The organism is Paraburkholderia sp. JHI869 (assembly GCF_038900775.1).
GTDB lineage: Bacteria > Pseudomonadota > Gammaproteobacteria > Burkholderiales > Burkholderiaceae > Paraburkholderia.
The window spans coordinates 147564-159708 of the sequence record NZ_JAYMSC010000001.1 but is presented as its reverse complement, the minus strand read 5'-3'; the positions used below and the strand labels follow the sequence as shown (position 1 = coordinate 159708).

The 12145-nt window shown below is 63.4% G+C and carries 8 protein-coding genes, 2 pseudogenes and 1 riboswitch; of the genes and pseudogenes, 5 read left to right on the top strand and 5 right to left on the bottom strand.

What is annotated here, in order from left to right:
* Positions 1-19: 19 nt before the first annotated feature.
* The 3 genes from VSR72_RS00765 to VSR72_RS00755 form a co-directional block, all read right to left on the bottom strand.
* The gene (locus VSR72_RS00765) at positions 20-445 is read right to left on the bottom strand and encodes a hypothetical protein (RefSeq protein ID WP_342950502.1); all 426 of its coding nucleotides are present in this window, start codon (positions 443-445) and stop codon (positions 20-22) included.
* 121 nt (positions 446-566) lie between these two features.
* Positions 567-2051 (bottom strand): hypothetical protein, encoded by a 1485-nt coding sequence (locus tag VSR72_RS00760; RefSeq protein ID WP_342950501.1) that lies wholly within the window; start codon positions 2049-2051, stop codon positions 567-569.
* A 40-nt stretch (positions 2052-2091) separates the two neighbouring features.
* On the bottom strand, positions 2092-2487 hold the full coding sequence (locus VSR72_RS00755; RefSeq protein ID WP_342950500.1) for a DUF305 domain-containing protein: 396 nt from the start codon (positions 2485-2487) through the stop codon (positions 2092-2094).
* A 298-nt stretch (positions 2488-2785) separates the two neighbouring features.
* On the opposite strand from VSR72_RS00755, the gene VSR72_RS00750 reads away from it, so the two are divergent.
* From VSR72_RS00750 to VSR72_RS00740, 3 genes and pseudogenes are all read left to right on the top strand, one after another.
* Entirely contained in the window at positions 2786-4381 is a 1596-nt protein-coding gene (locus VSR72_RS00750; RefSeq protein ID WP_342950499.1) for an MFS transporter, read from the top strand.
* A 375-nt stretch (positions 4382-4756) separates the two neighbouring features.
* A complete protein-coding gene (locus VSR72_RS00745; RefSeq protein ID WP_342950498.1) occupies positions 4757-5506 on the top strand; it encodes a creatininase family protein in 750 nt (249 codons plus the stop codon).
* 17 nt (positions 5507-5523) lie between these two features.
* Positions 5524-5986, top strand: a pseudogene (locus tag VSR72_RS00740) (RidA family protein).
* 90 nt (positions 5987-6076) lie between these two features.
* Here the strand turns inward: VSR72_RS00740 and VSR72_RS00735 are convergent.
* A pseudogene (locus VSR72_RS00735) lies at positions 6077-6346 on the bottom strand (LysE family transporter); the annotation flags it as partial.
* 323 nt (positions 6347-6669) lie between these two features.
* Between VSR72_RS00735 and VSR72_RS00730 the strand changes: the two are divergent.
* Complete coding sequence (locus VSR72_RS00730; protein ID WP_342950497.1) at positions 6670-8631, top strand: phosphatase PAP2 family protein; 1962 nt, start codon at positions 6670-6672, stop codon at positions 8629-8631.
* A 45-nt stretch (positions 8632-8676) separates the two neighbouring features.
* Here VSR72_RS00730 and VSR72_RS00725 read toward each other — a convergent pair whose 3' ends face one another.
* Positions 8677-9771, bottom strand: a complete 1095-nt coding sequence (locus VSR72_RS00725) for a porin (protein ID WP_342950496.1) — start codon at positions 9769-9771, stop codon at positions 8677-8679.
* Positions 9772-9928: 157 nt separating this feature from the next.
* Positions 9929-10111: riboswitch (cobalamin riboswitch) on the top strand.
* 99 nt (positions 10112-10210) lie between these two features.
* On the opposite strand from VSR72_RS00725, the gene VSR72_RS00720 reads away from it, so the two are divergent.
* Positions 10211-12142 (top strand): TonB-dependent receptor, encoded by a 1932-nt coding sequence (locus tag VSR72_RS00720; RefSeq protein WP_342950495.1) that lies wholly within the window; start codon positions 10211-10213, stop codon positions 12140-12142.
* Positions 12143-12145 lie beyond the last annotated feature (3 nt).

Genomic DNA, 12145 nt, shown 5'->3' with positions numbered 1-12145 from the left:
CGATCCCGCGCCACCGCCATCACTGGCAAGTCACAACACTAACAGGCAGGTTCTCGCTCGCCGCGCCGAGTCTCTCGCGCGATGCCGTAGTGATGGAGCCGCCCGGCGGTAAGCATTCCGATTGCCCCATCCCTCCGCCTTCCATTTGCGGCGAGCCATTGTTGAACGACTGCCACGTGATGACGACCGAGGCGCCGCAATTGTTGATCAAGTCGGTGTAGTCGAGTCCCAGTTTGGCGTTCTTCCCGCGATATTCGCGGTCGATGCAGTCGGTCGAAAGCTCGCTCGGCTCGAAGCGGGACGCGGCTGGGGACGCCGCGCGATCGCCCGCAGCGCCAGCCGAGGCATGCGCCAGAAGAACCACGAGAAGCACTGCAAGTTGGCCGTTAGCCAGATTGCGGGAAGCTGTCATTTCTTCACCTCGTTTTCGGGTGTCGATCATCATCAGTTAGCTTCCCGCAGAAGCTGGCGTCAAGCGTCAGGCGCTACCTTACGTGGGCAAACAGACAGTTTCGCCCACCTTGTTATTGAGGAATTCGAAATGACCTGAAGGCCGCCCGCGATACTCACAAGGCTTGCACCTGCACCGCGGGTCCAGGCGCGCCGCCCACGCTGGGAGCAATCACGAGGTATCGGCGGTGGTCGGTAACGCCAGGTGTGCCCGGCGCGCCAGGCGTGACCACTTGGCGAATCTGGCCTAGCGTGTTGACGATCGCAGATCCCGCCGGATTGGTCTTGAAGCTCGCGAGCACGTCAATGCGGCCGCTGCCGTCCGCGTGGTCCGATAGACCGAGAAAATACGGCTGCCCCGCCTGCAATCCCGTCACCGCAGCCTGCAGCACCTGCAGCAATCCCTGATCGAACAACGCCACCGACGTAGGCGCATTGCCCTGGCCGGCGGCAGCGCCACCCACCGGAATCAGCGCCACGTGCGTCGCCTCGCCCGCCGTGCCGAGCGGTTGCGTGTTTGCCGTGCCGTCGCCATCGGGAACCGCATCGGGCACATACGCCACCGCTTGTGGCGCCTGGCCCACCGGCACCGTGGCGATGACCTTGTTGGTCAGCGTGTCGATTGCCGTGATTGCATCGCCGTTTTCGAGGCCCACATAGACGCGTGTGCCGTCGCCAGACGGCCAGATGCCATGCGGCAGGCTGCCGACATCAATGGTCGCCACCTGCGAGAAATCGTCGGTACGGAACACCTTGATCCGGTTCAGGCCGCCCACCGTCACGTACGCAAACATGCCGTGGGCGTTCTGCACGATGTTCACGTGATTGGTGATGGGGCCCGTATCGATCGTTTTCAGCAGCGCAAACGGCGGGCGGGCGTCGAACACCTGAGTCTTGCCCACATCCTTGAGCGTGAACCAGACCTGCCGGCCATCGGGCGTCGCCGCAATGTTCGGGCAGAATGGGCTCGCCTGCGTGACCTTCGCCACAACCTTGTGATCGGCGACCGAAACGACATCGGTTTCCGGGTTGAAGGACGAGCAGATATACCCGTACTTACCATCCGGCGAGAAGATCTGCATGCCAGGCCCGGCCGGCACGACAATGCGCGTCTTCTCTTCGAAGGTCTTGCCGTCGAGCACATCGACGTAATTCTCGCCGCGCACCGTCACCCACACCTCGTTGCCGTCGGGCGTGAAAAATGCCTCGTGCGGAGAGCGCCCCACGTAGGTCACGTGCTTGACGGAATTGGTTGGTGTATCGATAAACGTCACCGAGTTCGAGCCGATCGAGACAATGGCCAGCGTGCGGTGGTCAGGAGAAAAGCCCATTCCGTGCACGAGCAACTGACCGTGATAAAGCGGGCTGAAGTTGGCCGGCGCCGGATCCCCGAGCCGAATGACGCCGACCAGCCGATTGGCAGCGGGATCGATGACCGAAACGGTGTTCGAAAACTGATCAGACGAATAGACGCGGTCCCGATGGCTGACTGGAATATCGGCGCCCGATAGTGAACCTGGGACCTGCCCCGCCTGCGCGAACGTTGAGGCAACCAGCGCCGCAACAGCCATGGCCGCGCGAGGAATGAGGTTGTATTTCATGACATTGTCTCCTGCGTCGTGACGCGAATGAGTCGGCGGTTCAATGGGACATCGGCGTGGGCGCAGCGCTCGAGTCATGCACCGCCAGGTGCATGGCGACGATCTCCTGCTGTTGTTCGACCACGATCTCCTGAGCGATCCTGCGTAGCTGTTCGTTGTGGCCGTGCCGCAGTTCCGCCATCGCCATGTCGATCGCGCCCTGGTGGTGTGGAATCATCGTTGCGACGAAATCGCGGTCGACGTCGCCCGTGGGCCGCGCCGCCATTCCGGCCATCATCTTCGTCATGGCCGCGTCGTTTTCCGAAAGAAACGAGCCCTCTTCACTGTTGCGAGACGATGCCGCGTCACTCGACGGCGCGGCGCATAGACCGGCCAGAGACAGCAAGGCCGCACCGCTCACCGTGGCTCGCAAAACGAGTCGAATTGCTGAGTTCATGACGTGCTCTCCGTATTGGTCGAATCAGATCGATTCAGGTCGAATCGTGTTCGACGTGAAGGCAAACAACGGACTAGCCGATTTACTCCATGCAGACCAAATTTGAATTGCGAATTGAGCGGGCGCCAAACGTTGGCAAACGCTTCCCGACTCACGAACCTGACGCGGGCCTCGCACAAATGGAATAACTTCGCCGATCGCGCGTTCGCCCCGTCAAGTTCGCGTATGCGGGCGTACCATCAGTGCACAACGCGTGAAGGTTGCAGATTAGCCGCTTCGCAGCGGCGGGGAGCGCTCCATGGCCACGGACATTGGGCTTCACGACCAGGGACGACAGTTGTTGCCGTTTCGCGAGTCCCTATTGGCGATGCTTGGCGTTGCGTCGGTCTCGATGCTGATCGCGCTCGACCAGACCATTGTTGGCACCGCGCTGCCGCGCATCGTCGCGGAACTCAAGGGTTTCGATCTCTACGCTTGGGTTGCGACGGCCTACATGCTTGCGTCGGTCATCACGATTCCGATCTTCGGGCGTCTGGGCGATCTGTTCGGCCGCAAGCCATTCATGCTGGCAGCGATCATTCTCTTCACCCTCGCCTCGGTGCTCTGCGGAATGGCGACCAACATGCTGTTTCTCGTGATCGCGCGCGGCCTGCAAGGCATTGGCGGCGGCATCATGATGGGCACAGTGTTCGCGACCGTCGCCGACCTGTTCCCCGATCCGCGGCTACGTCTGCGTTGGCTGGTGTTCGTCACCTCGGCGTTTGGCATTGCGAACATGGTCGGGCCAACGCTCGGAGGCATGCTGACCCAGCATGGAAGCTGGCGTCTCGTGTTTTTCGTCAACGTGCCGGTGGGTCTGGTCGCGCTCTTCTTCGTGTACGCTTTCCTGCCGCATCTGCACCATGCCCGCGAAGGCGCGCGGCTGCGCCTCGACTGGCTCGGCGCATGCGTCGTCGCCGTCACGTTCGGCGCGCTGCAACTCGCCATCGAGCTTTTGCCAAGGCAAGGTTGGACGACTTCGACGATCGTGCTCGCCGTGATCGTGCTGGTCTGTTCGCTGACGCTTTTCTTCTGGGAAAAGCGCATGGGCTATCCAATCATCCCCGTGGACATGCTGCTCGACCGCAAGCTCGGCCCGCTCTTTGCGATGTCGGTGCTCGGCGGGTTCGCATTGTTCTCGCTCGTTTTCTACGTGCCGCTGCTGTTCCAGGGCGGCTATGCGATGTCGCCTCGCTCCTCGGGCATGCTGATCACGCCGCTCCTGCTCGGCACGACGGTCGGCAGCTTCGTGAACAACCGCCTGGTCACGCGCATCCGGCGCGCCAACGCAATCCTCTACGTCGGCTTCGCGCTCTCTGCGTTCGCGAGCCTCGCGGTGGTCGTGCTGCGAGGCAACGAGCCGCACCTCGTGTGGATGGCGTGCATGGGCGCGAGCGGACTGGGGCTGGGCCTCGTCGGCACGAGCCTCACGGTCTGCTCGCAGCAGATCGTCTCGCGAGACCACATCGGCGCGGCCACGGCCATGCTGCAATCGCTGCGCACGTTCGGCGGCATGCTCGGCACGGCGATGACAGGTGCGCTGCTCGGGCACCTCTACACGATGGGCGTGAATCGCTCGCTGGACTCATACCAGGCGACGCAGTGGTTCAAGTCGTTTGCGAGCCCCGAACTGCTCGTGGACCGCGCCGACCAGGCCGCGCTGATCAGCCGCCTCGTGAGCGCCGGGCACGCCGGCGACGCGATGATGAACTCGGCGCGAAGCGCGCTCGTGGATTCGATCCACATGGGCCTCGTCGTCGCCGCCGTGGCTGCGCTAGCCGGCCTGTGCCTCGCCTGGTTCGTGCCGCCCGTGCGGGTTGGCTATCTCGATGTATCGGTCGACGTCCAGGTTTAGCGGGCCTGCCAATTCGAATCGGGTGCTTAGCTGCGCTTGTGCAATTGCTGCTCGCTTGCGCTTGCCTTAAATGCGCCAGAAGATCCCCCGAGGATTCGTATAACTAACTATTCATCGAAAAATCGAGCCACGTGCAGACGATCTCCCAAGACGATGTCGAGCGCGTGGATCATTTTCGTCACGCCCGGCTGCGTCAGCCCCCCGCTTCCCTAAACGAGCGTTGCCCAAGAGAGAACGATATGTGAACTTTGTTGCTCTTGCTATACAGCCATGCTCCGGTCACGATGGCGTTGACCGGTTTGCACATCTTCGCGCATCGCGACCATTCGCCAACAAGCTCTTCCGCGTGGCACCGGACAAATCAAGGAGTCTGCAATGCTTTTGTATCTATCGACGTGGACCGAAATTGAGCAGTACCTGAAGCGCAGCCGCACGATTGTCGTGCCGATCGGCTCGAACGAGCAGCACGGGCCGACGGGGCTCCTCGGCACCGACTGGCTGTGCCCTGAGATCATCGCCCGTGAAGCCGAAAAGGCCGCCGACATTCTCGTCGCTCCGACATTCAATATCGGCATGGCCCAGCACCATCTCGCCTTTCCCGGCACCATCTCGCTGCGTCCGTCCACGTTCATCGCGGCGATCGGCGACTGGATCCGTTCGCTGGCCGTGCACGGCTTCGAGAAGATCCTGTTTCTCAATGGCCACGGCGGCAACATCGCGTCCATCGAGGCGGCGTTCTCCGAGGTCTATGCCGAAGCGAGTTTCGCGAAGCGCCACGCGGGCTTCGCGCTGAAGCTCTGCAACTGGTGGGACCTGCCGGGCGTGGGCGAGCTTGCACGCGAGCAGTTCCCGAGCGGCCACGGCGCGCATGCGACGCCGTCCGAGATCGCCATTACGCAGTGGGCCTTGCCCGAGACGATCAAGTCGGCCGAGTATTCGCCGCAGATCGCGCCGTCGGGTCCGATCCGCGAAGCCCTCGATTTCCGTGCACGTTACAAGGACGGCCGCATGGGCTCCGATCCGAACCAGGCCTCGCAGGAAAAAGGCGGCGCGCTCGTCAAGCTGGCCGCAAAGAGCCTCGTGCAGGAAGTGGACGCCTTCAGCCGCGAGGCCATGCCGGCCTGAATTCACAGGAGCAACATATGAGTCGACACGATATCAATGAAAAGCTGCGAGCGCTCGGCATCAGCCTGCCCACGGTTAGCGCGCCGGCTGCCGCATACGTCATGGCCGCGCAGAGCGGCAACACGGTTTATCTTTCCGGCCACCTCGCGAAGCGGGATGGCAAGGTGTGGGTGGGCAAGCTCGGCGAATCGATGAGCACCGACGAAGGCCGCGTGGCCGCGCGCGGTGGCGATCGACCTGCTGGCGACGCTCAACGCGCACGTGGGCGATCTGAATCGCGTCACGCGCATCGTGAAGGTGATGAGTCTCGTCAACTCGATGCCCGACTTCACGGAACAACACCTCGTGACGAACGGCGCGTCGGAACTGCTGGCCGAAGTGTTCGGCGACAGCGGCAAGCACGCGCGCTCGGCGTTCGGCGTGGCGCAGATTCCGCTCGGCGCCTGCGTCGAGATCGAATTAACCGTAGAAGTGAGTTGAGACGCGCGCGGCCCCAGCGTGACGCACAATCGACATCGAGCCCTCGAGCGGCAACACGCCGCTCTAGGGCGAACACACGTTGATAGCGCTTTACAGACGTGACGCCAGGAGTCGGATGCCGGCAAACGCGAATACCACGGCGAGGCACCCTTCCATGGCACGGCGAGTCCGCACGTAAAACCTGCGCGCGGACCCCGTCGAGAAGAGCAGCGCATAGCTGCCGAACACCAGACATCCGATGGCCGCACAGCCCACAACTAAAGCACTATGGGCAGGCCCCTTGCCGTTCGACGATAAGGCGACAATTGAAACCCACACGAGGATGGCTTTGGGATTCGTGAGATGGAGCATCAAGCCGCGACAGACCGCCAAAAATCTTGACCGCAGTAAGTGATCGCCTATTCGCAATTCAGTAACGGGGTGAAACTTTCAATTCTCCCTAAACTCGGCCATTTTCCGCATCTGCAAGCGCCTGGGCAGACGGTGAACGAAGTTCGGGCCGCATTCGGCGCGGACAGCAACCCCATGAATGACTAGAATATTTCGGCCGTGTTTCATTTCAACTACCATTTAACATGAGCGTAATAATTTAGTAATTAGGGAGTAATCGAGGGTAAGCATAATTCGCCGCCGTCAGTGAGGAATCACCACACAGCCCCAACCACGACGACGGAGCCCTCAGCATGTCCGCATCACGCCACCGAATTTCGCTGCCGCTACGCCTGGCAGTACTGACCAGTATTGCCGCACTTGCCGCCTGTGGCGGCGGCAATAGCGATCCCGCTACCACCGCCGCGGTTCCCGCGCCGCCCGCCGATCCCGGCTTCGTCGACAACGCGCCGATTCCCGACGTGCCCGCTTTCGTCGACAACATCGCGACCAACCAGCGTGGCGACGCGCGTTACGCCACGCTCGCGACCAATGCGGGCGTGCGCGTGGTGGCGCGCTTTCTCGATCTCTGGCAGCCCCTTACGCTGCTCGTGGACGCAGGCGTTTCTGCGCCCGCCACCGGCACGTTCCCCGCAGTCGTGCAATCGACGTGGACGGGCGTGCCCACCGACGGCACGCCCAACGGTACGATCCTGAACAGCACCGTGCTGAACACGAACATCCAGTACGTTGTGACCGCAACGACCCAGCGCACCCAGACGCAAGCCGACGCGGCTTACTACGACGACCGCCGCGGCAAGGGCTACAGCGTGACAGACGGCATGGGCCCGCTCACCGCCGCATGGCGCTCGGCCGCGCAGCAAACCACGAGCATCACGTCGATTCCCGCGGACGCCACCACGACGCTCTACAACGACTCGGGCAACAACACTGGCGTGGGCAGCACGACCAACGCGTCCTTCGGCAAGGTAGTCGACCTGCTCAACACGATGGGCAACAACGCCTCCACCGAACCCGCCAAGCGCTTCTACAAATACGCGCGGCCGTTCCGCTGGAGCACGAGCGTCGTGGTCGATCCCACGCTCGTGCCGGCTATCAGCACGACGCCTTCCACGGACGGCGGCTTCATCAGCGGCCACGAAGCCGAAGCCATGCGCGACGCGATGACGATGGCCTGGCTCGTGCCCGAGCGTTACCAGGAAATGGCGAGCCGCGGCCTCGAACTCGGCGAAAACCGCATTCTCGCGGGCATGCATTCGCCGCTCGACGTGATCGGCGGCCGCATGTTCGCGCTGGCCGCCACGGCCGCGAATCTCTACGATCCCGCGAACGCCACGCTCAAGAGCACGGCCTACGCGCAAGCGCACAGCGCACTCGAACAGGCCACCGGCACGAGCGCCACGACCTTCCCGGCCTTTGCGCATTCGGGCACGGCCGCAACCGACCGCTTTGCCGACTATGCGACCAACAAGTCGGAATTCGCGCGCCGCATGACGTTCGGCTTCAGCCAGATCGAATCGACTGAAGCGCCGCCCGTCGTGCCCAAGGGCGCCGAGGTGCTGCTCGAAACGCGCTTCCCGTACCTGAGCGCAGATCAGCGTCGCGTCGTGCTGAAGACGACCGAAATCGTCTCGGGCTATCCGGTCATGGACGATGCCGAAGGCTGGGGCCGCCTGAACATGTTTGGCGCTGCGGATGGTTATGGCGCTTTCAACGGCAACGTGATCGTGGCAATGGACGCGACCCAGGGCGGCTTCAACGCCGCGGACACCTGGCGCAACGACATTGCTGGCTCGGGCAAGCTCACGCTGCAAGGCAGCGGCACGCTCACGCTCGCGGGCAACAATAGCTACGCGGGCGGCTCGCAGGTGAGCGGCGGCGTGCTCGCCGCAGCGTCGGCCACGGCCTTCGGCAACGGCGACGTGTACGTTGGATCCGGCGGCGGCGTGAGCGTCGCGACGAGCGCACCGCTGACGGTGGCGGGCAAGTACACACAGCTCGACGGCACGACGCTCGAACTCGACATCGACGGCAACGGCGGCGGACGCGTGCGCGTGGGCGGGCAGATCACCGTGGCGGGCGGCACGCTGCACGTGAGGTTCGTGAACGGCTACGCGCCGAAAGCGGGCGATACGATCGACGTGATCGACGGCAGTGGCACATCGGTAAAATTCGCCACGGTCACCGTGGATGGCTTCAAGGCCACGCCCGTCTATTCTTCGAGCGGCGTTGCGGTGAAGCTCTCGGCTTCGTGAGGTAGCCGCGCAGCAAGGGACGGGCGTAACGCATCAGCAGCGACTTCAGAAACGATGCCGCACGCCCGCCGCCACGAGCACCTGATTACGGCCGCCCGATGGGTCGCAAGTGTTGATCATCGCAAACGCACCGGATGAAGCGCGCTGATAGATCGCCTCCGTATAAATGTCCGTGCGCTTCGACAGTTGATAATCGGCCTGCAGCGCGCCCTGATGCCAATGCGCTGAGGTCGCGCCGGTGTAGGCATACATGCCCGCCAGCGAGAACGCGGGCGTCACCTGCCAAAGCGCATTCGCTTCGTAGTTGCTGAACGCGATCGATGGCAACGGCGCGCCGCCTTCGGCCTCGCTCACGCCGGTATGGATCGAGCGTGACCAGGCCGCGCCGAGCGTCACATCGCCGAGAACGTAGCTCATGCCCGCGCCGATGGTGTCTTCGCGCTGCACCGCAACCTCGGTCGGCACGAGGCCCGCGCCCGGCAGCACCGACGTATCGTATGCGCCCACGGAAGAGGCGCCGCGCCCGTCGATGTGCATCCACGCCACGCCGGCGCTGAACCCGCCGCCGTCGTAATGAGCACCGAATCCGTAGGCACGGTTCTGCGCGAAACGCCCTGCGGCGTTCGAAAACGCATACATTGCGCCGGCGCTAAAGCCGCCATATGTTGCGCTTGCAACCTTTACGGCGTTCGAGGCGAGCCATGAATTGTTGGCGTTGTCGTTGTCGAACGGATGCGCGAATGCCGTCCCGCCCGCGCCGCCTGTTAGCGTGAACGGGGCGAAGTAGTCGTGCATCGTATCGTACTGACGGCCGAGCGTGATCGTGCCAAACCGTTCGGATTGCAAACCGACATAGAACGGATGGTCGTCGAACGCCTCACCGGATGTGACAGAGAAGCCGCGCTCGAGGCGAAAGATCGCGGCATTGCCGCCGCCGAGATCCTCGGTGCCTTGCAGGCCCCAGAAACTGCCATCGATAAGGCCCGATCCCGCGCGATACTGGGTGCGGCCGCCAACGTTGCTGACATAGTCGACGCTCGCGTCCATTTCGCCGTACAACGTGACCTGCTGCGCCGATGCGCCAGTGCCAGTGAATGCCAAAGCCGCCCCACCGAGAACGGCCAGAATGTTCTTGTTCATCAGTCTTCTTGTTTGTGTATGGGGAGAATGCATGGACTGAGTCGCGCACCTACGCGCAAAAAACAGCCGAAAGGATAACGTAAGTTGCAGGGAAGGCCAAACCGGGTGTTTTTGCCACACCAGCCAGTCAAAGGTTGACGCGCCGAATGCGCGGCCATTACCCTTGCGCGCTGATGGTTCCCGGCGACGGGATCAAAAGGGAACGCAGTGCGAGACTGCGGCTGCCCCCGCAACTGTAAGCGGCGAGTCCATGCCAGAGAGGGCCACTGGGAAACCGGGAAGGCCGGCAGCGGATGTCGACCCGCGAGCCAGGAGACCTGCCATCAGCCGAGTCCAGCAGCCGCAGCGGGCGGGGATCCCCGATGCGCAAGCACCGCCCATGCGGCGGTCGCCGTTGCAAGGACAGCCCTATACAGGAGCTGTTTCCAGCCACCACAACATGAAGTTTCGCCAATTCGTTTTGACTTCCGCCGCGCTCGCCTGTGCGTGGCAAACCGCGTACGCCGCCAACGCATCGCCCACCGAGGCGCAGCAGCAAACCAGCGACGACACCACGTTGCCCAATATCCTCGTCGTGGGCGACACGCAGCATCTGCCGCAATCGTTCGACCAGCGCTACGCGAGCACCCAGGTGCTCACGCGCGAGGATCTCGAGCGCGTCTCCCCCGCCGACCCCAGTATCGCGCAGGCGCTCGCCACGCTGCCGGGCGTCACCGTCTCGCAGACCGGCGGCCCGGGCTCGTACACGGGGGTGAGCATCCGCGGATCGTCGGCTGACCAGGTGGCCGTGTTCATCGACGGCATACGCGTGGGCTCCGTCACCACCGGCACGCCTGAATGGGCCGACCTCGCGACCGCCTCGTTCGACCGCGTCGAGGTGATCTCGGGCCCTGCCGCCGCCTCGTTCGGCGCGGACGCCGTGGGCGGCGTCGTGCAGCTCTTCACGCGCCATGCGTCGAACCAGCCGAACCAGACCACGGTGTCGTTCGGCGGCGGCTCGAACAAGACCTTCGACACGCAGGTGCGCACCTCGGGCACGATCGGCTCGACCGGACCGCTTTCCGCATTGAGCGGCCTCACCTATTCGCTGGGCCTGCACGACTACAACACGGCGGGCATCGACGCAACGCAGCCCTGGGCTTACGGCCACGAAGACGGCCGCAACCCGTACCATGCGCAGAACCTGGACGCGCGCCTTGGCTACGCGCACGACAACTGGTCGATCTCGACCTTCGCGCTCTACCACCGCTCCGATCTCTCGTACGACAACGCAGGAGGCAACGACCGCCAGCGCGACAACCAGCTAACGACCGGCCTTGCGTTCCACCTCGACATCACGCCGACCACGCAGTTCGACCAGTCCGTGGGCTACGCAACAGATCGTCAGTTCCTCTATTCGAACGACCCGACGATCCCGACCGATGAGATCGACTCGACGCGCTTTTCCACTTCCACGTCGATCACGCATCAGGAAACGGGCCACACGCTCTTTGGCATGCCGCTCGAAGGCGAAACCAAGCTCGCCTACGACTACACGCGCGAGCTGGCGTTCCTGCCTGTGGATGTGCCGAGCGGCCTGCCCGCGCGCAACGATTCCGCGGTCTCGATGCATCAGTCGACCACGCTCGGACCGCTCACGCTGTTCCTGGCGGGGCGGCACGAGATCGTGCAGGGGCAATCAGTGAATACGGGCAATGTCGCGCTCTCGTGGGCGATCACGCCGGTCTACACGGCGCGCGTTTCGTATGGCAATGCGTTCCGCCTGCCCACGTTCAACGACCTTTACTATCCGAGCTATTCGAACCCCGACCTGCTGCCCGAGCGCAGCGACTCGGTCGAAGCCGCGCTCGATGCGACCACGTCGATCGGCACGTTCACGGCGGCGGTGTACGACACGCGCGTGCACGACCTCATCACCTACAACTCGCAGACCTTCCTGCCTGTGAACGTGGGCCGCGCGCACATTCAAGGGCTCGACCTCACATACAAAGGCACGCTCGGCAAGTACACGCCGGTGAGCCTCACCGTGGGGATTCTGAATCCGCAGGACGTGACCGACCAGACCTGGCTCAATCGCCGCCCGCGCCAGACGGTGAGCCTGAGCGTGGATCACACGTGGGACGAGTTCCAGCTCCACGCGCTGAGCACCGGCGTCTCGCTGCTGTACAACGGCTCGACGTTCGACGACCAGCTCAACACGATCTACCTGCCTTCGTGGACGACGGTGAGCCTGCGCGCGTCGTACAAAGTCAATGCGCATCTCGCGCTTTCGGCCACGCTTGCGAACGTGTTCAACCGGCAGTACGTGAGCGCCTACGGGTACAACACGCTCGGGCGCACGGCGTTTGGCAAAGTTACCTATACGTTCTGACGC

Coding starts and splice junctions, on each gene's coding strand:
- VSR72_RS00765 (WP_342950502.1), bottom strand. CDS start 445: ATGATGATCGACACCCGAAAACGAGGTGAAGAAATGACAGCTTCCCGC.
- VSR72_RS00760 (WP_342950501.1), bottom strand. CDS start 2,051: ATGAAATACAACCTCATTCCTCGCGCGGCCATGGCTGTTGCGGCGCTG.
- VSR72_RS00755 (WP_342950500.1), bottom strand. CDS start 2,487: ATGAACTCAGCAATTCGACTCGTTTTGCGAGCCACGGTGAGCGGTGCG.
- VSR72_RS00750 (WP_342950499.1), top strand. CDS start 2,786: ATGGCCACGGACATTGGGCTTCACGACCAGGGACGACAGTTGTTGCCG.
- VSR72_RS00745 (WP_342950498.1), top strand. CDS start 4,757: ATGCTTTTGTATCTATCGACGTGGACCGAAATTGAGCAGTACCTGAAG.
- VSR72_RS00730 (WP_342950497.1), top strand. CDS start 6,670: ATGTCCGCATCACGCCACCGAATTTCGCTGCCGCTACGCCTGGCAGTA.
- VSR72_RS00725 (WP_342950496.1), bottom strand. CDS start 9,771: ATGAACAAGAACATTCTGGCCGTTCTCGGTGGGGCGGCTTTGGCATTC.
- VSR72_RS00720 (WP_342950495.1), top strand. CDS start 10,211: ATGAAGTTTCGCCAATTCGTTTTGACTTCCGCCGCGCTCGCCTGTGCG.